Source organism: Neorhizobium tomejilense, assembly GCF_964254135.1.
Classification (GTDB): domain Bacteria; phylum Pseudomonadota; class Alphaproteobacteria; order Rhizobiales; family Rhizobiaceae; genus Neorhizobium; species Neorhizobium tomejilense.
The window spans coordinates 424,121-448,542 of sequence record NZ_CAXUSO020000002.1; the positions used below are offsets into that span (position 1 = coordinate 424,121).

Sequence of the window (24,422 nt, forward strand, 5' to 3'; positions counted from 1 at the left end):
GGAAAATTACCAAAAAATGCTGAATCCAATCTTTACGCGCGGAGATGTTTCGAAATCAGCCGCGCGGCGTGATCGACCGCGCCGGATTTCCCACGATCGTGGCGGCCGGCGGCACGTCCCGCGTGACGACGGAACCTGCGCCGACGATCGCCCCGTCGCCGATCGTGATGCCGCCTAGAATGATCGCGCCGCCACCAATCCAGACGTCGGCGCCGATACTGATCGGACGGCCGATCTCAAGACCTTGGGCGCGCAGGGCGGGGTCGCGGTGGTGATCGGCGCAATAGAGCTGGACGCCCGGCCCCAGCATCGAACGGGCACCGATTCTGACCGGTGCGGTGTCGAGGATCGTGCAGCCGGCATTCAGATAGACGCCTTGCCCAAAAAAGACGTTGAAGCCGTAGGCGCAGTGGAAGGGCGCTTCCAGAAACGCGTCGGGCGCCGCGCCGAACAGCATGCGCAGGACAGGTGCCATAGCACCCCGCTCGGCGGGCGACATGGTGTTATGCGCATGGACGGCAATGCGTGCCTTGTTCCTCAAAGCATCGAGTTCCGGGTCCAGGCAGCAATACCATTCGCCGGCCGCCATCTTTTCGCGTTCGCTCGCCATGTCGTCTCCTCCGGCTGCCTTCGTGTTTCAGCGTTCCGCCCCGGCCTTGATCCGGGCGGTCTCACGTCGCGCGACGCTTTCTGCCGGCCACATCGCCTTGGAGCTGTAATAGTTCTCAAAGACATTGGCGCCTTCCGGCAGGCCCACCCAGGCGACTTTCGAGCGGGTGAATATATGCACGTCCGGGGAGAATTCGGAGCGCCTTTCGAGCGTCTGGACCCGGACGAACAGCATCCATCGGCGCTGCCCGTAGTCGCTCCAGACCGCTGTCTGGCATTGCGGGCAGCGGTAGATATCGTGGGGCAGGCCGCTATCGGTCTTCATGGCCACTGCGACCGGCTCGCTGTCAGTGATCTCTACCCGGTCGGCTTCGATCAGCGCATTGATCGCAAAGGCGCCGCCCGTCTGCTGCTGGCAATCGGTGCAATGGCAGCAATGGATGAACATCGGCCGCCCATGCATACGATAACGCACGTTGCCACAGAAGCAGCCACCCTCGAATATCTCGCTCATCTTCCGTCCGGGCTCCCTCAGATTACGCATGTCGAATATGAAATATTCCCCGGCCCTCCCGCAATGCAAAATGAAGAAGACGAGACCGGCATGTTCTGCTTTAAAGTTCGCGAACACGACATGAGCAGGATCAAACGCATGACGAAAGAGCGCATTGGTATCGTCGGCCTCGGCCGGATGGGTAGTGCCATGGCGGAACGCCTTGCAATGCAGGGCTTTGCAGTGACGGGATGGACACGCAGCGGTCTTGCGCCCGACAAGGCGACGGCCCTTGGGATTGCTGCCTCGGCCGGCCTGGCTTCGCTTTTCGACGCTTCGGATATCGTCATCCTTGCCCTGCTCGACGATGCCGCCGTGCATGCCGTGCTTGATGAACTCGCCGCCGCGGCGCCGGCTGGCAAGCTGGTCGTCGATACCAGCACCGTCAGTCCCGAGACACTGCGCGCCCATCACGATGCGATGGGCCGGGCCGGTGCGGCGCTTCTGGACGCACCGATCTCCGGTGGACCGGAAATGCTGCTGGCGGGCACGGTCGGCCTTTATATCGGCGGCGCGGAGAAGGATTTTCAGCGTTTCCTGCCGGTCGCCGAAGTTCTTTCCAACCGCATTCACCACGTCGGCAAGCTGGGCGACGGCGCGTCCGCCAAGCTCGTCAACAACATGATGCTGATGGGGCTGTGGCAGATCATGAAGGAAGCCGTCGAGCTTGGTGGCAAGGCGGGGCTCGGGCGCGACAAGATGATCGAGATCCTGTCCGGCAGCCCGGCGGCGAGCCCGGCCATGCGGTCCCGGCTTCCGGTCATACTCGGCGAGACCGAGGCAGTCGGCTTTCCGGTCTCCGGCGTGCTGAAGGACATGCGGGTGGTTCTCGATCTTGCCCGCAGCCTTGGCGTCGCAACGCCGACCATCGAGGCGGCGCGCGCCAGCTTCAAGAATGCAGCGGCGCTTGGGTTTGCCGAGGCCGATCTCGGCACAGTGGTGCGGCTGGCGCTCGAAGGAAAAGGCTGAACCCCGGGAGAGGCTCAGCCCTGATAGCGAAGTTAGAACGTCCGGCCGAGGCGGGCGTCGACCGACTGGCTATTGCCGCCGCGCAGGGCGAAGAACAGGAAGATTGCCGCCCAGAGAATGGATTTTTCCGCACCGGCGAGACCCTGGTTCTGTGCGATGCCGTGGAAATAGACAGTGACCAGAAGCACGATCATCGCCGCGAAGGAGGCCGGGCGGGTGAAGAGGCCGATGGCGACGAGGATGCCGCCGAAAAATTCCGTGGCGGAGAGCAGCGGCGACCAGAAGACGCCCGGATAGAAGCCGAGGCTTTCCACCATGCCGGCTGCGCCGAACGGATTGGTGATCTTGCCGAAACCGTGGGTGACCAGCAGCACGCCGGCCGTCACGCGCAGGATCGTCTCGACGATCTCATGGGCGGAGGTATAAACGGGGGCGAGCGCCGGAATGATCAGGCGGGAGCGAGTGGTGGATTGAAGAGCCATGGGACCTCATTTTATGAAAACGACGCGACTATCGTTGCTGCAGCCCCAAATTGACGTTCGCGCTCCTTCTGTCGAGGTGCGCGCGTTCAAAAACTTGACCATTCGAGTTGACATTATTGTGAGACCGAATTGACTAGGGTAGAAGGCGAAACATGATGGAAAAACCGCGCATTACGATTCTCTATTGCACCCAGTGCAATTGGCTGCTCAGGGCCGGCTGGATGGCGCAGGAGCTGTTGCAGACCTTTGGCGACACGCTTGGCGAAGTGGCGCTGATCCCGGGCACCGGCGGTAATTTCGAGATCCAGGTGAATGGCGAGCTCATCTGGGAGCGCAAGCGGGACGGCGGGTTTCCCGGCCCCAAGGAGTTGAAGCAGCGGGTGCGCGACATGATCGACCCGGACCGCGACCTCGGCCACCTGGACCGCAAGGCGAAGGAAGACGGCGAGAGCTGAGGCTATCCGTGACAGATCCGTGAAGGTTTTTTGGCGGCGGGCGCGGAAACTTCAAAAAGCCAGTTGACAGGGGAAGGTCACACCCGTACATGGCTCTCCGTCGCCCAGATGGCGGAATTGGTAGACGCGCCAGCTTCAGGTGCTGGTACCCGAAAGGGTGTGGAGGTTCGAGTCCTCTTCTGGGCACCATTCCGATTTGATCCCTACCAAGATCAAATACTTAACGCCTTTCCAGATAATTGCGCATTGGACACCTTGTAACAAAGGTCTGTAACAATGCGCTTGAGGCTTGTGCGCCCGATGGTTGCGAAGGACTCATCTATTCCGCATTTTGTAAAGCGGATTCTGTCAGACATCCGAGACGTTCTCGTCGGCTGAAAGCTGGTCATTCCGCTGGGCGAGGAGATTGTGGAATTCGCCGTTACCCAGAACACCCAAAGCCTTCGGTTCTTTCTGCGAACATCTGATCCCACCCTTGCGAAGGTAAGGCCGGCAGAGGCCATCTCGTATCTGGAGCAGTATTTTGAAGGGCTTTCCCATCGGCCGGTAGCTATCGCATCGGCAGCTTCATGCTTTAGCTGGAGAGTTCTGAAAAGATTAACGATCTATTAAAACGAAACTTGAAGGAGGTATGAAACCGCGCAATAGTTGAAGCCGCTGTGGGGGCTGTCGCAATGCGTTTATGTTATCGGGGTGCATGTATTTTTCTGCTAGTGGGGATGCTCGGGCTTTGCGGCAGAGCGGAGGCTAGGCTTTCCTATACTTCGCAGCAGACCGACAAGGGGACCCACTACCTCGTCGTGCGTGGAGCGTTCGAGCTCACGGATAACATTCAGGACTTCGTCAATGCCGTTCGGGCATCGGGCGCAACGGTTATCTTTTTCAATTCGACAGGCGGGAACGTAAAGAAAGCCATGGAGCTCGGCAGGGCAATCCGGCTGCTTAAGATGACCACCGTACAACTTCGCGGAGACGAGTGCGCCTCTGCCTGTTCTCTTGCTTTTCTCGGTGGTATTGAGCGTTATGCGCAGCCCGGTTCGATAGGCGTCCACAAATCCTCCTTCGCGGATACCAGCGGCCTGACAGTCGAAGAAGCGGTCTCGACCGTGCAACAGCTTACCGCCGAGGTGATGACCTACATCATGGAGATGGGCGTTGACCCAGCGCTGTTAATGCTCGCGCTGCAATACGACAGCAATGATATCAGGTATCTATCCGGCAGCGAGATGCTCAAGCTTCGGGTGGCCATGAATTTCCCGATGGCCGATACTGCCCAGCCGCAGCAAAGCCTAATCCCTTCACCGGCACCGTCGCCAGCCTTGCCGCCAGCGCCGCAGGCCTATGCTCCTACGGGCAATCCTGCCGTCACGAGCCTGACACAGCCAATGGAGGCGCCGCCGGAACCATCGCTAATCATCCCGCTCGCGCAGAGTGGTCGCGTGCAGCATCCGAAAGGATCGGTGACACTGAAAGCCGCCCCGGCGGGGAGTTCGAAGACGATCACCCGGGTCGCGAATGGCGCTGCCGTCACAATCCTCGCGGATACCGAGAAGTGGTTTAAGGTATCGGCTGTCGGCAAGGTCGGCTATCTACATCACTCATGGGTCTGGGTGTCACAGTTCGAAGCCGCTCCGTTCGGCACCGCGTTCGTGCAGGTGAAGAGCTTTGACAATCTTGCGGAAACGAGGGACTACATCCGAAATTCCACGCTGCCTCTTTCTGCCTATCTCGCGACCAACGGATGGTTTGCCATAACGCTCGACCGAACGTTCACAGATGGCCAGTTCGCGGCCCGGCTGACGAATGACCTTAAGCAGAACAAGGCCGTACCCGACGATTCCATTGCGACATACGGGAACGCTTTCGTTCGAAAAGTCTGCTGTTCGCGATAGTGAAGTTTTCTTGGGCCGGACTACCCTGAGAGTTGCCGTTCAGAAAGAGCTTCAGGCCGCGGAGACGGCCTTCATCACGGCGATGACCTTCTGATCGAGCCTGTCGTTGACGGGGAGCGCTTCGGATGCCAGACGCACGATGACTGTTTTCGACGCGCGGTCGATCCAGACCTGCTGGCCATGGATGCCCATGCCGGTAAGGGCGCCGGTGCCGGTCTCGTACCAGAAGTATCGATAGCTGCCGCCCGGATAAAGCAGGCGCTGCTCGCCCGACGCCCAGACGTCGCGATCGCCACCCTCCCAGAGTTCATCGACCAGCCGCCTCGGCAAGATGCCGTTAGCGCCGGTTCGGACCAGTTCGCCAAGGCGTGCGAGATCACGGGCGGTCATCGAAAGGCCGCCCGACGATCGCGCATTGCCGGCACGGTCTACCGTCAGGAACGCGTCGGAATATGCGCCCATCGGCTTCCAGATGGCGTCTTCCAGCAGCTCGGCATACCGCTGCCCGCTGGTAGCCTCGATAACGAGTGCGGCCATGTCGGCATTCGGGGAGCGATAGGCATGGTGCGTTCCGTGCTCGTGCGCGGCGCGCGGCAGCGAGCACAGAAGCTCGCGCAGGGTCGGCGTAGGCTCGTCCGGACGTTCGGGGTTCCAGAGCATGGCGCGCCGATAGCGGTCGTAGTCGCCACTCTTGTCAAGATAGGCTTCGCTGAAGTCGACCGCGACGGTCATGGTCAGGAGTTCTCTGATCTTGAGGTCGCCATAAGCCGAGCCCAGAGCATCCGGAACATAGGTGGAAACCAGTTCGTCGGGGGAAAGGGAGCCGCGGTCGATGAGGATGCCAGCAAGTAAGCCGGTGACCGATTTGGAGATTGAAAAGATGATATGCGGTCTGTCGGGATCGAAATAATCGGCCTGCCATTCGGCAATGATCTCGCCGTCCCGCATGATGACCAAGGCGTCGCTTTCGCTCTCTTTGAGAAAATCCTCAAGCCCTACGGTCTCGTCGGCCAGGTTGCTCACCTTGAGGTTGGCGAAGTGGCCGAGACCAAGCGCCGGCCGTTCCTGCTTGCGCGCGCTGTGGATCACTGCCGAAGGTACGAATTCCGATACGCTCTGAAACGACCAGGTCGAATAGGGGCGCGCACGCCAGTTCGATAGATTGATGTCTGCGCGTGCGAAGGTATGGCTGGTCATTGGGGCTCCTCCCAAAGGCTTCGTTCGATCGAGGATATCGGGCCGGTTCGTTATACCTTTGCCGGGCAGGAAAAGTGTTATCCAGGCGGCGGTCAGGCAGCACCCTTTGCGCCGTCGAACTTGCGGTCGAGCAACATAGCCGCGTCGAGCAGCCGCCGAGTGTATTCGTGCTTCGGCCGGTCGAAGATGTCATCGCGCTCGCCGATTTCGACGATACGGCCGTTCTGCATGACGGCGACGCGATCGGCGACCTGTTCCACCGCCCCGAGATCATGCGAGACGAAGAGGCACGCAAAGCCATAACGTTCCTGCAGGTCGCGGACGAGTTTCAAGATCTGCTTCTGCACCGTCATATCGAGTGCCGAAACCGGTTCGTCGGCCACGACAAAGGCCGGCCGGCGGACGATGGCCCGGGCGATCGCGACGCGTTGGCGCTGGCCTCCCGAAAGTTGATGTGGCAGCCGGCGCAGGAACGCGGTATCGAGCCCGACCTCGGAAAACACCTCCAGCACCCGCTCGCGGCGTCCCGCAGCCGACATGTCCTTTTCGAGCTTCAGCGGCTCCCCGACAATGTCTCCGACCCTCTGGCGGGGGTCGAGCGAGGAATAGGGGTCCTGGAAGATGATCTGGATGTCGCGGCGCTGTTTTCGCGCCAGGTCGCTGTTGCCGGTTTCGATCTTTTCGCCGCCGAAGGATATCGTCCCGTCGGTTATGCCAACCAGGCCTACGATCGCCCGGCCGAGCGTGGTCTTTCCCGAGCCCGAACCGCCGACGAGCGCGAGGGTCTCCCCGCGTCCGATCGACAGATCGACGCCATCGACGGCCCGCTTCGGTTCAGTCGGCTTCAGGAAATTGCGCCGGCCGGGATAATCGATGGTCAGGTCGCGGATCTCGACCAGCGGCTGCTGCTGCTGGGTGACATTTCTTGTGCCGCCTGCGGCTCGTCGCGGAAGTGCATCGACGAGCCTGCGGGTATATTCATGCCTGGGTGCGGAAAGTACGTCGAAGCTGCGGCCCTGTTCGACCGCCTTGCCCTTGTGCATAACCACGACATCGCGCACGTAATGGGACACCATGCCGAGGTCATGGCTGATCAGCAGGACCGCCGTGCCGTTCTCCCTGGTCAGCTCCGCCATCAGGTCGAGGACGTCGCGCTGCACCAGCGTGTCGAGCGCGGTTGTCGGCTCGTCGGCGATGAGCAGCTCCGGCTTCAGAAGCATGACTGATGCCAGCATGATGCGCTGGCGCATGCCACCGGAAAACTCGTGCGGATAGGCGGACAGGCAGCGTGTCGGATTCTGGATCTGGATGCGCTCCAGCATGACAAGGCAGCGGTCGCGGATCTCGGCCTTGCCTAGTTTTCGATGCAGGGCCAGGCCCTCGGCCATCTGGTCGCCGATCGTCATCGACGGATTGAGCGACACCATCGGCTCCTGGAAGACCATGCCGATCCGGGCGCCGCGAATATCCCGCATCGATTTCGATGCGGCTCCGACAAGTTCCCTGCCATGAAAGCGGATGCTGCTTTCCGGCGTGACGGCCAAAGGTGACGGCAGCAGGCCAAGGATGGACCGCGCTGCCATCGTCTTGCCGGAGCCGGACTCGCCGACTAGCGCCAGCATGCCTCCAGGCTCGATCGCAAAATCAAGCCCGTCGACGACCCGGGCCAGGCCCTTGACGCTGACGGAGAGGTTTTTCGCGGCGATGACGGCTGTGCTTTGGTTATCTTCGGTCATTGTTTCTCAGCCCTGCATCTTGGGGTCGAGCCAGTCGCGCACCGCATCGCCCAGCATGTTGATGCCGAGCAGCGTCAGCGCGATACAAAGGCCGGGAAGCACGATGAGATAGGGCGCCTGGGTGATGAGGGGCCTGGCGCTCGCCAGCATGTTGCCCCAGCTCGGTGCCGGTGGCGGCACGCCGAGACCCAGGAAGGAGAGGGCGCTTTCCGACAGGATCACCCAACCGAACATGGTGGTCGCGAGCACGGTGACGGGTGCAACGCAATTGGGCAGTACATGGCGGACCATCGTCACGATCTCGCTGTTGCCCATCACATGCGATGCCTCGATATATTCGCGCTCGCGGATCGACATCACACTCGCCCGGACGACGCGCACGACGGCTGGCATATAGGCAAGCCCGAGCGCCACGACGATTGCTTCGCGGCTGGCTCCGGTCACGGCCATGATCCCGAGCGCCAGGAGCAGGCCCGGAAAGGCGAGAAGGGCGTCGTTGAACATCATGATCACCCGGTCGCTGGCGCCGCGGTAAAAGCCGGCAAGCACGCCAAAGACGAGGCCGAAGGCGATCGCGAAGGCGACGGTCGCAAACGCGATCCAGGCGCTGGTGCGCGCGCCATACATCAGCCGGCTCAAAATGTCGCGCCCGAACTCGTCGGTGCCGAGCAGGTGGCCGGTTGTTCCCGGCGCTTTCAGGCGCGCGAGAAGGTCGAGCTTCAGCGGATCGTAAGGTGAGATCAGCGGTCCGCCGACCGCCAGCAGCACCAGCAGCGCCACGATCGTTCCGCCGATGGCGGCACTCACGCCGCGGCGAGGGAGGCGAAGGGACATAGCAGTCATTGCGCAACTCTCGGGTCGAAGATCGGATAAAGAAGGTCAACCATGAGATTGACGAGAATGTAGATCGTGCTGATGAACAGGATGCATCCCTGCACGACGGGATAGTCGCGAGCATAGATGGCATCGATCAGCAGCCGACCAAGGCCGGGAATGGTAAACACCGTCTCGGTGACGGCAATGCCCCCGAGCAGCCCGCCAAGGATCAGCCCGATCAAGGTCCAGGTAGGCGCAAAAGCATTCTTGAAAGCATGCCGCCACATGACGGCGCTCTCGCTGAGCCCTTTGGCGCGTGCATGGGTGATATATTCCAGCCGGGCGACCTCGATGGTCGCGGCGCGCGCCATGCGGACGATGGCACCGAGTTCGACCAGGACCAGGGTCAGCACCGGCATGAAAATATACATGAGCGCGGTGCCGAAATCCTCGCTGAACGACACGTAGCCGATGATCGGGAACCATCTCAGCCAAAGGCCGAAAAAGAGGAGGATCATCAGCCCCAGCCAGAAGCTTGGGATGGAGAGGAGAAGCGTAGACGTGGCGACGACGCCGATATCCGCAAGACTGTGCTGCCGCCAGGCGGCGATCATGCCCGCCGGCACCGCGATCAGCGAGGCGAAAAAGACGGCGACGACGACGATCGTTGCAGATACGCCGAACCGCTCCAGTATCATCGGCAGAACCGGATCGCCGGTGCCGATCGACGTGCCGAAATCGCCGGTGAGGGTGTTGCCCAGCCAGATCAGGTACTGGAAGACGATCGAGCTATCGAAGCCCATCTTGCTGCGGAGCGCGGCGAGTTGCTCGGCCGTTGCCAGATCGCCGAGCATCATCGATGCCGGATCGCCGGGGATCATCCGCATCATGACGAAAACAGCGGTAGAGGCGATGAAGAGGGTGGGAATTGCCGAAGCGAGGCGGCCAGCCAGGAAGCGGATCATCGTCTTACGCCTCTCAGGCCTGCCGCGACGTAGTTCGTTCCTGCATCAGGGCAATCGCCGGGCCGCGCGAGCGGCCTGACGAAATCATCGATTTCGCAGGCAGATTCCATGTTCTCTGTTCCCATGTCTGACATTCGCAGATCGTTGTTATGGCTTTAATATATTGCGATCTTCGATCGCGCAATACGTATGCGAAAATGAGAAAGATATGCAGTTTAAATTACTGAAGATAAATGATAATATTTTTTGTCAAAGCGGGTATCTGCCAAGTTTTCTCAAAAAGAAGTCGGCAGTTTTAGCCTGCGGCGAACTCTGCATGCTTCAGCAGATAGGCAGCCCCTTCGCTGATATCGCGCACGATGGCCCCACGGGCTTTTAGTCCGTCACCCTTCTCCAGCGCTTCGAGTGCATCCTCATGATAGTCGATTTCCAGGATGCCCGAGAGGGCCCCGTCGAAACTGCCGGAATAACGGCGGAGAAAAGGGCCGATCTGCATCCATAATGTCTCGATGAGGAAGAGCAGCGGCGCGTTGCCACAGTGGCGGTAAATGGTGAATTTGAAATCGTAGTTGGCGGCAAGGTAACGGTCGATATCGCCGGCTCGCGCCGCATTGGTTAGCTCTTCGCTCAGCTTGCGGATCGTGCGCAGATTGTTGCCGTTGATGATCGAAGCGGCGCGCTCGGTTGCGGCACCTTCCACGACGGTGCGGGCATCCATCAACTGCGCAAATTCGGAAGCGGTGATCTGTGGCACTTCGAGACTACCGTTCGGCAGGGGACGCAGCGCCTGCTGGGCCTGCAGGCGCATTAGCGCGGCCCGAACCGGCATGTCGCTTGTGCCCAGTTCCTGTGCGAGCTTGCGGGATGTCAGCTTCTGGCCCGGCTCGAACCGTCCAGACACGAGGGCACGGACGATTTCCGCATAGACTTTCTCGTGAAGGGGTTCGACTTCGACCGCCGAAAGACCGAATTGCTGCTTTTTAGCCATCTTACTTCCCGTGTTGTTGTCGCCGCGCCGCCTGATGGGCTGCGACCTTAAACCTCGTCTTTTATTGTTTTTCTAAACTGTTAGCCGGCTGATGTCATCGGGACAACCACATCATCCCAGCAAAATTTTGCGATCTGCGATCGTAATTGTTCTCAGGACGTGGATGATATCTCACGCCGTCTCGAGATAGGTGCGATATTCGAACTGGGTGATCTGGGTGGCGAAGGCTTCGAGCTCCTGCCGCTTGCAGGCCACCAGCCCCGACCGCAGGACCGGAGAAAATATCTCCGAGACATGTTGCCCCTCCTCGAAGGTATTGATCGCCGAATGCCAATCGAGCGGCAATTTTTCGAGATCCTTGCCGTATGCGTCGCCGCTACGCGGGTCCCCAGGCGAAAGTTGCTTGCGGATGCCGATCAATGCCGCTCCGAGAACCGCCGCCATCACCAGATAGGGGTTGGCGTCGGCGCCTGCGACCCGATGTTCGATGCGACGCGCCTTGTGGCTTCCCCCGGGGATGCGAATTGCGACCATGCGGTTTTCGTAACCCCAGGCGACCGCTGTCGGAGCGTAGGAGTTTGGCCGCAGCCGGCGGTAGGAATTGTAGTGCGGGGCAAAGATCAGGGTGCTTTCGGCCATCGCCGCCAGCATGCCGCCGATCGCATGGCGCATCATCTCGGTTCCTTCGTCTCCGCCATTGTCGAAGACGTTATTGCCCTCCCGGTCGAGCAGGCTGAAATGGATATGGAACCCGCTGCCTGAATGATGGCCGTAGGGTTTCGCCATGAAGCAGGCCGCCAGCCCATGCTTGCGCGCGATACCTTTGACAGTGCGTTTGAAGAACAGGGCGTCGTCCGCTGCCTGAAGGGCATCGGACGTGTGGTTGAGATTGATCTCGAACTGACCGATGCCGTTTTCGGCGATCGTCGTATCGGCCGGGATGCCCTGCTCATGGCAGGCGACGTAGACATCGTCGATAAAGGCCTCGAACTGATCGACCTCGTCCATATCCATGGCCGCAGCACTGTCGAGGCGCCGGCCGGTGACGGGGGAAAGGGGCCCAAGCGGCAGATCCGCATTGGGATCGACCAGGTAGAACTCGAGTTCCGTCGCCGTCACAGGCGTCAGGCCCAGTTCGGCATAACCGGCCAGCACGGCGGCCAGCGCACGGCGCGGATCGCCGAGAAAAGGAACGCCATGCTCGTCGGCAAGCCAGACCGGCAGCATGGCCGTCGGCCGGGCGAGCCAGTTCATCGGCATCACGGCGCGGCCCGTCCAGTCGCAGCGGCCATCGGCATCGCCCGTCTCGAACACCATGGGATTGCCCGCTATGTCCTTGCCCCAGATATCGAGGCCCGGGACGGAGAGCGGCATTCTCAAGCCGCCTTCCAATGCCTTTTTGGCCTGGTCGCGCGGAAGACGCTTGCCGCGCATGATGCCGTTCAGGTCGCAGACCGCCGCCCGGACGCTTTCGATTTCGGGATGCGCCTCAAGCCATTTCAATGCACCGGCAATGTCCATTCTCTTCCTACTTTCTCCCGTGAAACCCTGTCCGCCTTGCACGTTAGCACCGATAACGAATCCAGGTGGTCTTCAAAGCGGTGTATTTCTCGATGGCGTGGCGCGACAGGTCGCGACCCGAGCCGGACTGCTTGAACCCGCCGAAGGGAACCGCCGGGCTGACCGGATCGACCACGTTGACCGCCACGACTCCGGCTGTCAGTCGCGCGGATACCCGATGGGCACGCGACAGGTCGTCGGTGAAGACCGATGCTGCGAGGCCATAGATACTGTCGTTGGCGATGCGGATCGCCTCGTCCTCTTCCGAGAAACGCATGACCGACAGAACCGGCCCGAAAATCTCGTCCCGGGCGATGGTCGAATCCGGCTTTACGTCGGCAAAGATGGTCGGCTCGATGAAGCTGCCCTTGCCGCCGATGGTGACAGCCTTGCCTCCCGCCACCAGCGTGGCCTCCCGCCGCCCCTCATCGATGAACCGCATTACATTGGAGGCATGCTTGGCCTCGACCATGGCGCCAAGGCCGGACTTCGGATCGAGAGGGTCTCCCGGCTGGTAGGCCGGCAGGCGTTTCAGCAGGAGATCGATAAACGTCTTTTCGATCGATTGATGGACGAGGAGACGCGAGGAGGCCGAGCAGACCTGACCCTGGTTATAGAAGATGCCGCTCGCTACCTGATCCGCCGCAGCTTCCAGGTCACCGCAATCCGGGAAAACGATGACGGGCGATTTGCCGCCGCATTCGAGCCAGACCTGCTTCATGTTGGATTCGCCGGCATATTTCAGGAAGAGTTTGCCGACAGCAGTCGATCCCGTAAAGGCGAGGCAATCCACATCCATATGACGGCCCAGCGCCTGGCCGGCCGTTTCGCCGAAACCGGGCACGACATTGAGAGCCCCTTCGGGCAGGCCGGCATCGAGTGCCAACTGGGCGAGCCGAAGCGCCGTGAACGGAGATTGCTCCGCTGGCTTGAGGACCACGCTGTTGCCGGCGGCAAGCGCCGGCGCGCATTTCCAGATCGCCATGTTGAGCGGGAAATTCCAAGGCACGACCGCCCCCACGACACCCAGTGGTACGCGGCGGATAAGGGCCGCGTTGCCTTCCGGCAAGGGCGCCATTTCATCATAGACCTTGTCCGCCTCTTCCGCATGCCACTGAAGGATATTGATGGCAGCCGGGATGTCGTTGCCGGCGGCATCGCGAACGAGCTTGCCCATGTCCACGCTCTCCATGGCGGCGAGTTCGGTCAATTCGGCGCGCATGAGTTCTACGAGGCGCAGCAGGACCTTCTTGCGTTCCACTGGTGCGCGCCGGCTCCAGGCGCCGCTTTCGAAGGAATTCCGGGCGGATGCTACCGCTGCGTCGATATCTTCGGCATCGCCTGCGGCGACCTCGGCGAGCGTCTCTCCCGTGGCTGGATTGACGGACGCAAAACCTTGCCCTGACCGGGCTTCGACCTGTCGACCGCCGATCACCGCGCGGTTGCCAAGGCTGAGGGAGCGGGCAGTCCTGTGCCAATCGGTGAGGCTCATTCAGAAGTCCTTCTTGCGAGTTTTGTCTTTGTCCAGCGAGCGATGTCATAAAATTTATTACGTATTTACATATTCTTATGACGCTTCATTACTCTTTATCTGGCGAGATATTGCGTGATCTGTGATCGCACTATATGGATGGTTTCTCGAAAAGCCAAGCGGCATCGTGAAATGCCGTGGTTCAATTTCCAGCGGGAGTGACAAGCGATGAGATCGCACAACGAGGCGAAGCCCAACATCATCGGCGGTGAATGGATTTCATCGGTCCAGGCAATGGAAAATTTCAATCCCTCGGACCTATCTGATGTCGTCGGTCTCTACTCAACCGGCGACGCTGCGGCCGTGGATGCAGCGGTCGCCGCGGCACGCAGCGCCCTTCCCGGCTGGGCGCTCGCCACCCCGCAACAACGCTTCAACATTCTCGACAAGGCAGCAGCCGAAATTCTGGCGCGCGAGGAGGAACTGGGAAGGCTGCTCAGCCGCGAGGAGGGCAAGACGCTGCCCGAGGGGCGGGGCGAAGTGGTCCGTGCTGGGATGGTGTTCAAATACATGGCGGGCGAGGCGCTCAGAAATCCGGGCGACATGTTGCCCTCGGTGCGCCCAGGCATCAAGGTGGAGGTAACGCGCGAGCCGGTCGGTGTTGTCGGCATCATCACGCCCTGGAATTTTCCGATCGCCATCCCGGCCTGGAAGATCGCGCCGGCGCTTGCCTACGGCAATACCGTGGTCTTCAAGCCTGCGGAACTGGTGCCCGGCTGCGCCTGGGAACTGGTTGATATTCTGCATCGCGCGGGCCTGCCCGCCGGCGTCCTCAACCTGGTGATGGGGGCCGGGCGCATCGTTGGGCAGGCGATCCTCGATCACCGGGATATCGACGCGGTTTCCTTTACCGGTTCGGCCGGAGTCGGCCGCGCGGCGGTGGCGACCGTCGCGGCGCGCGGTGCCAAGGTGCAGGCGGAAATGGGCGGCAAAAACCCCTTCGTCGTGCTGGATGATGCAGATCTCGATGTCGCGGTCGAGGCGGTCGCCAACGGATCGTTTTTTTCGACCGGCCAGCGCTGCACGGCGTCCAGCCGCATCATCGTGACGGAAGGCATTCACGACCGTTTTCTGGCCGCGCTGAAAACACGGATCTCAAGGTTGAACGTCGGGCATGCGCTCCGCCCTGAAACGGAGATCGGGCCCGTCGTCGACAAGCGTCAGTTCGAGCAGGACCTGAACTATATCGATATCGCGCGGAACGAGGGTGGCATTCTGGAAACCGGCGGCGAGTTGTTGAAGCGCGATACGCAGGGCTTTTTCCTTCAGCCCGCCCTTTTCTCCGCAACGACGAACGATATGCGCATCAACCGGGAAGAAGTTTTTGGGCCGGTCGCGGCGGTCATTCGCGTCAAGCACTACGACGAGGCGCTGCAGGTCGCCAGCGACACAGAATTCGGCCTTTCCGCGGGCATTGCGACGACGTCGATCAAACATGCCGAGCACTTCAAACGGCATGCGCGCAGCGGCATGGTGATGGTCAACGTGCCGACTGCCGGCGTCGACTACCATGTACCATTCGGTGGTATTCGAGGGTCGAGCTATGGCCCGCGGGAGCAGGGCGCCTATGCGAAGGAATTCTATACGAATGTGAAGACCGCCTATTCGATGTGAGGCGGCCATGTCTGCGCCAACGATCCGGATCGAAAGCCTGCATCTCTATCCGCTGAAATCCGGTTCAGCGATCGACGTCCTTTCCGCAAGGGTCGAGCCGGAAGGCCTGGCCGGTGATCGGACCATGATGGTGACCGATCTTTCGGGGGAGTGCCTGACGTCCCGAGAATTTCCCGCCTTGCTGACGCTGCGCTGCCTGATCGACGGTGACGAGATCATTCTGATGGGGCCGGAAGCCAGGCCATACGTCTTTTCCCGTATGGCGCTTCGCCAGACTGCCAATTGGGCGGCGCGCGTATGGGGCGACGAGGTTGCCGTCCTCGATGCCGGCGATCCTGCGGCCGACTGGCTCTCGCGCTTTCTCGGCCACTCCTGCCGGCTCGTGCTGAAGGGGCCGCAAACGTACCGGCCTCTCGCTTTCAAGCCCGGCCATGCCGTCAGCTTTGCCGATACCGCACCGCTTCTGCTGATGGGCAAATCCTCTCTCGACGACCTGAACGAGTATCTGGAGACGCCGGCCGAGATGGCCTGTTTCCGGCCCAATGTCGTCGTTTCGAGAACGCTGCCGTTTGACGAGGATAGTTGGGGATCGATCCGTATCGGCGGGGTCGAATTCGATGTCGCCGGCGGTTGCGATCGCTGCGTGGTGACGACGCTCGACCCGCAAAGCGGGGAGGCGCGCACCGATCGGGAGCCCTTGGCGACGCTCGCAAAACGGCGCCGAGGAGAGGACGGAAAACCCTATTTCGGGCAATTTCTCATTCCGCGTCAATCAGGACGCATTTTCGGGGGAGATGCCGTCGAAATCCTCTCTCGCAAGGAGCCGGTCAGGCTTCGCCCGCCTCCGGACACGAAGCGGGCCCGGAGGTTCGCGAAGCAGGAAGCGGCGCGGAGATCGGGGCCGATCCCGCTGATCTGCACCGGCATCGTTTCTGAAACGGCGGACATGCGGAGCTTTCGGTTCAAGGCGGAGGATGGTGCTGCGATCGACCATCTGCCTGGCCAGTTCATCACGCTTCAGCTGGAGATCGGCGGCGTTCCGGTACGCCGCAGCTATACGATTTCGTCCTCGCCGTCCCGGCCGCATCATATCGCCGCCAGCGTGAAACGGGTCCGTGGAGGTCGCGTTTCCAACTGGCTGCATGACAATCTGAAGGTCGGTGACCGACTGCTCGGTCTTGGACCGCATGGACGGTTTCATCTCGCTGCGGCGGGCGAGAAACACTCGCTGCTGATGGTGTCGGCCGGCAGCGGCATCACGCCGATGATCGCCATGCTGCGGTATGTCGCCGACCTCGATCTGCCACATGATGTCGTCTTCCATCACAGTGCTCGCAGCACCGAAGATCTGCCCTTTACAGAGGAGCTGCTTCTCCTGAAGCGGCAGATGGGAGACAGGTTGAAGCTCTCCTGGAATTTGACGTCCCCCGGCGTGACCTCGATCGATGGTCCTTCGTCCCCATCTTACAAGGGACGCCTCAATGAGATCATGCTTGCGGACATTTGCCCCGATATCCGCGATCGCGTGACCTTTTGCTGTGGGCCTGACGGCTTTCGGCAAGCGGCAAGAGCGATGCATCGGGAACTTGCACCCGATGCTACCTATCTTGAGGAAAGCTTCGGTTCCGACCCGGCGGCAACCGTGGAAGAGGAGGTTTTGCCATATCGGGTGAATTTCCGGAAAAGCGGCATTGTTGCCGAAGGCAAAAGCCCAGAAACACTCCTCGATATTGCGCGAGCCATGAACATTCCGGTGCATGCCGATTGCGAGGCAGGTATCTGCGGGACCTGCCGCTGCCGTGTCGTTTCGGGCGACTGGATACTTGCGGCGAACTGTGCCGATCCCGAGCGTACAGCGCTCAGCGGCGAGGAAAAGCAGGAGGGATATGTGCTTGCCTGCAGCACCCGGCCGATTGGAAACCTCGTCGTCGATCTTTAGGTATCCACCGGCAGTTTTCGCAGGCTCCAAACGGATTTTCGGCGATCTACGGAAATTATTTCCCCGGAAATATATATCTATATCAAAGCAGTACGCCGGCTCTCGCGACATGGCAAAGAATTCTCTATCTTGCATATTGTGCGATCTGCGATCGCGATATATCGTCGACGTAAATGAGTTTCGGCGGTTCATCTGGCCGTCGTCGAACAGGATTGGGGTTGAAGCATATGGATACGGCGGGCACGAATGCCGTCTCGAACGGAAACATGAGCCTGGCGGACCGGGATCGGGAGGGTTTTTTCCATCCATTCACCTCCATCAGGGACCAGAGGGTCAACGGCGCCCTGGTCATGTCCTCGGCGAACGGATGCCGGATTCGTGATACTGACGGGGTCGAATACCTTGATGGCGCCGCCGGGTTGTGGTGCGTCAATGTCGGGTATGGTCGCACGGAAATCTCGGATGCGATCCACGCCCAGTCGTTGTCGCTTCCCTATTTCCACACCTTCAACACGATCGCCAACGAACCGGTCATCCGCCTCTCCGAGCGGCTGCTTGCCCTTGCGCCGGCGAACATGCGCCGGGTCTTCTATGGATCGTCGGGATCGGACGCGAACGACACGGCGGTAAAGATGCTGTGGTCCTACAATATCTGCCGGGGCAAGCCCGAGAAGCGGAAAATCATTTCGCGGGCCTATGCGTATCATGGGGTTTCGGTCGCCTCAGGCAGCCTCTCCGGCGTGCCGATGGTGCACCAGTATTTCGGCCTGCCGATCGATTTCGCCCGCCATGTCTCGCGGCCCGATCTCTATCGCGATGCGCCGGCCCGCGGCTTTGCGACCGAAGAGGCCTATTCCGCCTACCTGGCGAAGGAGATCGAAGAGATGATCCTTGCCGAGGGGCCGGATACGGTTGCCGGCTTTATCGCGGAGCCAGTCATGGGTACTGGCGGTGTCCTTCCGCCGCCGAAGGGTTATTTCCAGGAAATCCGCAAGGTTCTCGACAGATACGACGTGCGGATGATCGCCGACGAGGTGATCACCGGCTTCGGTCGTCTGGGCCGCTGGTTTGCCTCCGACCTTTACGAGATCGAGCCGGACCTGATCCTGGCCGCCAAGGGCCTGACCAGCGGATACCTGCCGCTTTCGGCGGTCCTGGTCGGGGAAAAGATCTGGGACGTGTTCGAAACCGTTGCCGGTGACGGCCGGGCTTTCGCGCATGGCTTCACCTATTCCGGTCATCCCACTTGTGCCGCCGCCGCCATGGCGAACCTTGATATCCTCGAACGCGAGAACCTCGTGGAGCGTGTCGCCGAGATGGCGCCGGTGTTCCGCAAGACCTTCGACGACCGGCTGCTCGATCTCGACATTGTCGGCGATATCAGAAGTGCCGGTTTCATGATGGGTATCGAACTGGTGGCGGATAAGACGCAGAAGCGCTCCTTCGAGGCTTCCGCCAAGATCGCCGGGCGGGTTTCGCTTGCCGCCCGCCGTCACAGACTGTTGCTGCGGGCCCTGCCGAATTCTGACGTGCTGGCCCTCTCGCCGCCGTTTATCACCACGACCGAAGATATGGCCACGATTGCCGATCTTGTGCGTGCCGCTATTGTCGACGTGACGGATGAACTCAAGGCGGAAGGATTGTTATGAGCGCGGGTGTTGGCCGCTTCCGATCCGAGAACATCCAGACAGTGGCGATCATCGGGGCCGGCCTGATCGGCGGCACCTGGGCAGCATTTTTCCTCAGCCGCGGCCTGAAAGTACGGGTCTACGACACCGATCCCGAAGGCGCTGTCCGGCTGGAAAAGGTTGTCGGCAACGCACTTGAGGATCTACGCCAGGTCGGATCAGTCGCGCCGATAGCGGCGGACGCGCTGTTTTTCTCCGACAACCTCGAAGAGGTCCTGGCCGGCTGCGACTATGTCCAGGAGAATGCGCCGGAAAAATTGCCCCTCAAGCAGGCGCTCCTGAAACGGATCACCGATCTTACGCCTTCCGACGTGGTGATCGGTTCGAGCACGTCGTCTTTTCAGCCAAGCGAACTGCAGGCAGGAGGTGCGGAGGCGGAGCGGATTGTCGTCGCGCATCCCTTCAACCCGCCGCATCTCCTGCCGCTGGTGGAGATCGTGGCAGGGCCGAAAAGCAGCCCGGAGGCGCAGGCAGCCGTCTACCGGTTCTTCGAACGGCTCGGCAAAGCTCCCATCCGCATCACTCGGGAGGCCGCAGGCCATGTCGCGAACCGCATGACGGCGGCGCTCTGGCGCGAGGCGGTCCATATCGTCGCCGAGGGGATCGCCAGCGTCGAGGACGTGGACCGGGCCATCCGCTTCGGGCCGGGTCTGCGCTGGGCGATCGACGGTCCGCATATGCTCTATCATCTTGGCGGCGGCGAGGGCGGCATCGCCCATTATCTCAAACATCTCGGCCCGGCACAGGAAGCGCGCTGGCGTTCGCTCGGCAATCCATCGCTGACGGAAGACGTTCAGTCCTTGCTGATCGATGGGGTCATGCAGGAAGCGGCCGGCCGCAGCATAGAAGAACTCGGCGCGCGGCGAGATCGGCTGCTTATTGCCCTTCTGAAGGCGCTCGATGACACTCCCCTGTCCGGCAAGAGCGAGGTTGCGGAGTGATCCACTCACAGGAATTGCCGCGCATCATGGTGGCGCCGACCGGCGCTCGTCGGACAAAGGCCGACCATCCGTCGCTGCCGATGACTGCCGACGAAATCGTCGGGACCGCCGCTGCATGTTTCGCGGCAGGCGCCGGTGCCATTCATGCACATGTGCGCGATGCCGAAGGAGGCCACAGCCTCGACATCGGTCTTTATGCCGATCTCGTCTCGCGTCTGCGCGAACGCGTGCCCGGCATGCTCGTCCAGATCTCGACGGAAGCGGTAGGTATCTACACGCCCCAGGAACAGATCGCACTTGTCCGCACGCTGAAACCGGCCTTCGTCTCTGCTGCCCTTCGGGAGATCTTCCCGGAAGGCGGTGACGAGGCGAGGGCGGTCGATTTCTATCGCTGGTGCAAGAGCGAGGGCATCTCCGTCCAGCATATCCTCTACGACGCGGTTGACGTACTGCGCCTTGCTGAATTTCAGGCGCGTCACCTGGCTTCGACCTCGCGGCTTTCGGTCATCTATGTGCTTGGACGTTATGCGGTCGATCAGGAAAGCGGCCCCCGGGATCTGGAGCCGTTTCTCGATGCCGCCCTGCAGTTTTCGCAGCCGCCCGACTGGATGATCTGCGCCTTCGGCCGCGGCGAAACGGACTGCCTCGCGGCGGCTCTTGCGGCCGGAGGCAAGGTGAGGGTCGGTTTCGAAAACAGCTTGTGGCACAGCGACGGGCGGATTGCGTCTTCCAATACGGAACGGGTTGCCACTATCCGCGAAATCGCCGACCGCATGCAGGAAGGGCGGCGCGCATGACCATGACGATCACGACGCCCTACCGGATATTCGATGTCTCGCTGGCGCGACGCGAGATCCTGTCTCCCAATATGGCGCGGCTGACCTTCGCCGGTCCGCAGGTCAGGCACATGGCGACGCTTGCGCCGGACCAGCGCATCAAGATCTTCTTTCCGAAACAGGATGGCTTGCCTCCGGCCATCCCGCATCGTCCGGACTGGTACGAACTCTACAAGGTCCTGCCACCTGGCGAACGCGTGCCGATGCGCACCTATACCATCCGGTATCTGCGTGCCGATGCCTGCGAAGTCGATATCGATTTCGTTCTGCATGGAGACAACGGACCCGCATCCCGCTGGGCTGCTCATGCCGATCTCGGAGATCCCGTCCAGATCTCGGCCCCGAACCGGGACCATCTCGCAGGCAACCAGGGTTACGAGTGGAAACCGCCGGCAGGCGTGCGCAACGTCCTGCTGATCGCGGACCTGACGGCCGTCCCTGCGGCGATCGGTATTCTGGAAGAGCTTTCCGGGCTCCCCGATCCACCGATGACACAGACTTTCTTCGAGGTACCGGATGCGGGAGACCGACTGCCGCTTCCGCGGTGGCCCGGTGTCGATGTCCATTGGATGGTTCAGTCCGAAGCGGTGGCAGAACTCGCTCCCTACGGAGCCCTGATGATCGACGCTGCGGCAAAGGCCCGGCTGCCGCAGGGTGCGATCGGATCGATCGCCGTCCCGGAACTCGCCGAGATCGACATCGACAGGGATTCGCTCTGGGAGCGCGCCGAAACCCGCGATGGCAGCTTCTATGGCTGGGTGGCGGGCGAGGCCGATGCCGTGCGGATCATCCGCAATCTGCTGATCAAGGATCGGGGCGTCGATCGCACGCTCGTCAATCTCATGGGCTACTGGCGGCACGGCCGCATTCGGGACTGACCAATGCCGAGGTACGTTATTCTCAGGGACGATTTCGTTTCCACGCCATCGGCGCGGACGCTTTATGCCGACCTGCTGCGTCTCTGCGCACGTATCGGATATTCTCCACCTTCGCCTTTCTGAGCCTGATGGACATCAAACTCGGATAAAGGACAATAGTGATGAATATCCAGAAATACTCGCTGGCGGAGCTCCAGCGGATCGATTCGACCCATTTCCTCCATCCCTTCACCGATCACAAGGATCTGCGTGCCAAGGGCGCGCGGATGATCGTGCGAGGCGAGGGGCCTTTCATCTATGATGCGGAAGGAAACGAGATCCTTGACGGGATGGCAGGCCTCTGGTGCCTCAATGTCGGCTACGGCCGCGAGGAGCTGGCCGACGCTGCCTCCGCGCAGATGCGGGAACTGCCGTTCTACAACTCGTTCTTCAAGTGCACGACGCCTGCGCCGGTTCAGCTTTCCGCCAAACTGGCGGAGATCGCACCGCCGAACATGAACCAGGTCTTCTACGGCTCATCGGGCTCGGAAGCCAACGACACGGCGCTGCGCCTCGTTCGCCACTATTGGGCGCTGGAGGGCAAGCCGGAGAAGAATATCGTCATCTCCCGCAACTACGGCTATCACGGTTCGACGATTGCCGGCGCGTCGCTCGGCGGCATGCCCGACATGCACAAGCAGCTTGGCGGCGCCGTGCCGAACATTGTCCACGTCATGGCGCCCTACGCCTTCGATCTGGCCCTGCCGGGCGAAAGCGATCATGATTTCGGCCTGCGGGCGGCGCGTGCGGTGGAGGATGCGATCCTTGCCGCCGGCGCCGACAAAGTTGCGGCCTTCATCGGCGAACCGGTCATGGGAGCGGGCGGCGTGAAGATCCCGCCGGCGAGCTATTGGCCGGAGGTCCAGCGCATCTGCGAGAAATACGACATCCTGCTGATGCTCGACGAGGTGATCACCGGTTACGGCCGCACCGGCGAGTGGTTCGCCGCCACGACCTTCGGCATCAAGGCCGACACGATCACCACCGCCAAGGCTCTGACGTCAGGTTATCAGCCGCTTTCGGCGCTGTTCGTCGGCGACCGGATCGCCGAGACGCTGGTGGAAAAGGGCGGTGAATTCTATCACGGCTACACCTATGCCGGCCATCCGGTATGCTGCGCCGTAGCACTCAAGAACCTCGAAATCATCGAGAACGAGGGGTTGGTGGAGCGCGTCCGGTCCGAGACCGGTCCTTATCTCAGCGAGCAACTCGGCAAGCGGCTCGGCGGCCATCCGCTCGTCGGCGAGACCCGCTCGGTGGGATTGATGGCGGCGATCGAGATCGTCAGGGACAAGAAGTTGCGCGCACGGTTCCAGCCGGGCGGCTCGGCCGCAACGCTGGTGCGTGACCATGCGATTGCGGGCGGGCTGATGGTGCGGGTCGTGGACGATACGATCATCATGGCGCCACCCTTGATCTGGACGCGGGAAACGATCGATCTCGCCTGCGATCGTCTTGTCGCCGCGCTCGATCTTGCCGAGGCGACGCTCGCCTCGAAGCGATAAACGAAAGACAGCCCGGCGCACAGGTTGCGCCGGGCGGCTGATTGAAATCGACGACTTGAAATCAGGCGACGCTGCGAGCCGTTGATGCCGCCCGCTGACCTCTATCCATCTTGAGCTCATACTGGGTGAAACGGCTGTTGGTCGCCGGCAACGGGGCCACTTCCATCAAACCCTTGTCCGGCTGGCAGACGATCATCGCGACCGTGGCTGAGAGGTTGCCGACCTCGTTCTTGATCGCCGGCCGGCAGACCGCATAAGGCGCGCCGAATGTGTCGAAGAGAGCTGTCTTGACGTCTTCCGCGGTGATGTCGCCAGTCTTTTCCGCCAGGATTTCACGCACCCGGAGATCGCGGTAGAGGCTATCGGGAACGTTGTTCAGGCCGGCTTCACGCAGCTTGGAAAGCGCCACGGGGCTTTGCCAGTGGTTGGCATGAACGATCAGCCCGTTTTCGGGATAGAGCGGAAATACTTCGTCGGGCGCGCATTCGAAGTCGATGGCGACGCCCTCCCTGGCGCTGAGAATGACGTTGTTGGAACCGGATTTCGGCGTCGTCGCGATGGTGCGGATCGCCTGGGCGAAATGCGGCGATGCCAGCGCCTTGCGTCGGATGAAGGGCAGGGGAACGCCAAGCGCTTTGTAGTCCCGATCCGATTCCAGATAATTGGCGGTGATTGTCATTCCGTTCGAATTGAAGCCGCTGCGCATCAAGCCGCCGGCCTCCGTGAACATCAGGATATCAGGCCCATCCTCCTGAAGCACCCTGACCACGACGGAAGTCTCGGCGCATTCCGCCCGCCAATCCCAGTTCTGGGCGTGGATGAGCGCACCGTCGCGCGCCGCCTTCGGCATCACCACGACGCCGGTGCATCCGTCCTTTTCGCTGTCCTTGAAGCTCAGGCCGCGGCGGGCGACCTGCAGCAGTTCGGTGCGGGCGTTGATGAGGAAGACCGACGTGAAATCGAGCCCGGCGCCTTGCGCAATGCCGTGCATCTCGTCCACCAGTTCCGGCGCCCAATCGCGGATGGCGGGCGGGAAATTCTCGACGAGCTCAACGACTTTTTCCCGGCTGAAGCCGAGTCTCCCGAGCTGCTCGCGGTAGAGTTCGCTCGATAGCCGGACGCGCTCGCGGGCCTGTTCGCCGTACATTCTCCCGCGCTCGACGGGGGACCCGCTGATTTCGATAAAGGGAAAGGGTCTGATCTGCTCCACGGACTTCTCCATCGCATTG

The 24,422-nt window shown here is 61.3% G+C and carries 21 protein-coding genes and 1 tRNA gene; 11 read left to right on the forward strand and 11 right to left on the reverse strand.

The annotated features are described in order from the left end of the window. Positions 1-55: 55 nt before the first annotated feature. Together ACSQ3G_RS24785 and ACSQ3G_RS24790 are read right to left on the reverse strand one after the other, a co-directional pair. The gene (locus tag ACSQ3G_RS24785) at positions 56-610 is read right to left on the reverse strand and encodes a sugar O-acetyltransferase (protein ID WP_436112089.1); all 555 of its coding nucleotides are present in this window, start codon (positions 608-610) and stop codon (positions 56-58) included. 27 nt (positions 611-637) lie between these two features. Beyond that, positions 638-1,123 carry a GFA family protein gene (locus tag ACSQ3G_RS24790; protein WP_436112090.1) on the reverse strand — a complete coding sequence of 162 codons (486 nt, stop codon included), beginning with the start codon at positions 1,121-1,123 and terminating at the stop codon, positions 638-640. Between the two features lie 120 nt (positions 1,124-1,243). On the opposite strand from ACSQ3G_RS24790, the gene ACSQ3G_RS24795 reads away from it, so the two are divergent. Then, on the forward strand, positions 1,244-2,131 hold the full coding sequence (locus tag ACSQ3G_RS24795; RefSeq protein ID WP_436112091.1) for an NAD(P)-dependent oxidoreductase: 888 nt from the start codon (positions 1,244-1,246) through the stop codon (positions 2,129-2,131). 32 nt (positions 2,132-2,163) lie between these two features. Here ACSQ3G_RS24795 and ACSQ3G_RS24800 read toward each other — a convergent pair whose 3' ends face one another. Then, positions 2,164-2,613, reverse strand: a complete 450-nt coding sequence (locus ACSQ3G_RS24800; protein WP_105439826.1) for a DoxX family protein — start codon at positions 2,611-2,613, stop codon at positions 2,164-2,166. A gap of 152 nt (positions 2,614-2,765) precedes the next feature. Between ACSQ3G_RS24800 and ACSQ3G_RS24805 the strand changes: the two genes are divergently transcribed. The 3 genes from ACSQ3G_RS24805 (at position 2,766) to ACSQ3G_RS24815 (ending at position 4,960) form a co-directional block, all read left to right on the forward strand. Beyond that, on the forward strand, positions 2,766-3,068 hold the full coding sequence (locus ACSQ3G_RS24805) for an Rdx family protein (protein ID WP_105403969.1): 303 nt from the start codon (positions 2,766-2,768) through the stop codon (positions 3,066-3,068). Positions 3,069-3,170: 102 nt separating this feature from the next. Beyond that, positions 3,171-3,257: transfer RNA gene (locus ACSQ3G_RS24810), tRNA-Leu, on the forward strand. A gap of 611 nt (positions 3,258-3,868) precedes the next feature. Next, positions 3,869-4,960, forward strand: coding sequence for an SH3 domain-containing protein (locus ACSQ3G_RS24815; protein ID WP_436112092.1), 1,092 nt, complete (start codon positions 3,869-3,871; stop codon positions 4,958-4,960). Positions 4,961-5,011: 51 nt separating this feature from the next. Here ACSQ3G_RS24815 and ACSQ3G_RS24820 read toward each other — a convergent pair whose 3' ends face one another. The 7 genes from ACSQ3G_RS24820 to ACSQ3G_RS24850 form a co-directional block, all read right to left on the reverse strand. Next, positions 5,012-6,157 (reverse strand): serine hydrolase domain-containing protein, encoded by a 1,146-nt coding sequence (locus ACSQ3G_RS24820; RefSeq protein WP_436112093.1) that lies wholly within the window; start codon positions 6,155-6,157, stop codon positions 5,012-5,014. A gap of 92 nt (positions 6,158-6,249) precedes the next feature. Then, positions 6,250-7,893, reverse strand: coding sequence for an ABC transporter ATP-binding protein (locus ACSQ3G_RS24825; RefSeq protein ID WP_436112094.1), 1,644 nt, complete (start codon positions 7,891-7,893; stop codon positions 6,250-6,252). A 6-nt stretch (positions 7,894-7,899) separates the two neighbouring features. Beyond that, positions 7,900-8,736, reverse strand: a complete 837-nt coding sequence (locus tag ACSQ3G_RS24830; RefSeq protein ID WP_436112095.1) for an ABC transporter permease — start codon at positions 8,734-8,736, stop codon at positions 7,900-7,902. Further along, positions 8,733-9,674, reverse strand: a complete 942-nt coding sequence (locus ACSQ3G_RS24835; RefSeq protein WP_436112096.1) for an ABC transporter permease — start codon at positions 9,672-9,674, stop codon at positions 8,733-8,735. The genes ACSQ3G_RS24830 and ACSQ3G_RS24835 overlap by 4 nt, the downstream gene beginning before the upstream one ends. A 295-nt stretch (positions 9,675-9,969) precedes the next feature. Then, complete coding sequence (locus ACSQ3G_RS24840) at positions 9,970-10,662, reverse strand: GntR family transcriptional regulator (protein ID WP_436112097.1); 693 nt, start codon at positions 10,660-10,662, stop codon at positions 9,970-9,972. A gap of 171 nt (positions 10,663-10,833) precedes the next feature. Next, complete coding sequence (locus ACSQ3G_RS24845) at positions 10,834-12,183, reverse strand: glutamine synthetase family protein (protein WP_436112098.1); 1,350 nt, start codon at positions 12,181-12,183, stop codon at positions 10,834-10,836. 43 nt (positions 12,184-12,226) lie between these two features. Beyond that, positions 12,227-13,714, reverse strand: coding sequence for an aldehyde dehydrogenase (locus tag ACSQ3G_RS24850; protein ID WP_436112099.1), 1,488 nt, complete (start codon positions 13,712-13,714; stop codon positions 12,227-12,229). Between the two features lie 207 nt (positions 13,715-13,921). Between ACSQ3G_RS24850 and ACSQ3G_RS24855 the strand changes: the two genes are divergently transcribed. The 7 genes from ACSQ3G_RS24855 to ACSQ3G_RS24885 all read left to right on the forward strand — a co-directional run bounded on the left by ACSQ3G_RS24855 (position 13,922) and on the right by ACSQ3G_RS24885 (position 23,193). Further along, complete coding sequence (locus tag ACSQ3G_RS24855; protein ID WP_436112100.1) at positions 13,922-15,367, forward strand: aldehyde dehydrogenase family protein; 1,446 nt, start codon at positions 13,922-13,924, stop codon at positions 15,365-15,367. A 7-nt stretch (positions 15,368-15,374) separates the two neighbouring features. Next, positions 15,375-17,306 carry an MOSC domain-containing protein gene (locus ACSQ3G_RS24860; protein ID WP_436112101.1) on the forward strand — a complete coding sequence of 644 codons (1,932 nt, stop codon included), beginning with the start codon at positions 15,375-15,377 and terminating at the stop codon, positions 17,304-17,306. Positions 17,307-17,533: 227 nt separating this feature from the next. Continuing rightward, a complete protein-coding gene (locus tag ACSQ3G_RS24865) occupies positions 17,534-18,955 on the forward strand; it encodes an aminotransferase class III-fold pyridoxal phosphate-dependent enzyme (RefSeq protein WP_436113188.1) in 1,422 nt (473 codons plus the stop codon). Beyond that, complete coding sequence (locus ACSQ3G_RS24870) at positions 18,952-19,935, forward strand: 3-hydroxyacyl-CoA dehydrogenase NAD-binding domain-containing protein (RefSeq protein ID WP_436112102.1); 984 nt, start codon at positions 18,952-18,954, stop codon at positions 19,933-19,935. The genes ACSQ3G_RS24865 and ACSQ3G_RS24870 overlap by 4 nt, the downstream gene beginning before the upstream one ends. After that, on the forward strand, positions 19,932-20,732 hold the full coding sequence (locus ACSQ3G_RS24875; protein ID WP_436112103.1) for a 3-keto-5-aminohexanoate cleavage protein: 801 nt from the start codon (positions 19,932-19,934) through the stop codon (positions 20,730-20,732). Before ACSQ3G_RS24870 ends, ACSQ3G_RS24875 begins: the two co-directional genes overlap by 4 nt. After that, entirely contained in the window at positions 20,729-21,649 is a 921-nt protein-coding gene (locus tag ACSQ3G_RS24880; protein WP_436112104.1) for a siderophore-interacting protein, read from the forward strand. Before ACSQ3G_RS24875 ends, ACSQ3G_RS24880 begins: the two co-directional genes overlap by 4 nt. Positions 21,650-21,810: 161 nt before the next feature. Beyond that, positions 21,811-23,193, forward strand: a complete 1,383-nt coding sequence (locus ACSQ3G_RS24885; protein ID WP_436112105.1) for an aspartate aminotransferase family protein — start codon at positions 21,811-21,813, stop codon at positions 23,191-23,193. 61 nt (positions 23,194-23,254) lie between these two features. Here the strand turns inward: ACSQ3G_RS24885 and ACSQ3G_RS24890 are convergent, their stop codons facing one another. After that, the gene (locus tag ACSQ3G_RS24890; protein ID WP_436112106.1) at positions 23,255-24,403 is read right to left on the reverse strand and encodes a C45 family autoproteolytic acyltransferase/hydrolase; all 1,149 of its coding nucleotides are present in this window, start codon (positions 24,401-24,403) and stop codon (positions 23,255-23,257) included. Positions 24,404-24,422: the final 19 nt, after the last annotated feature.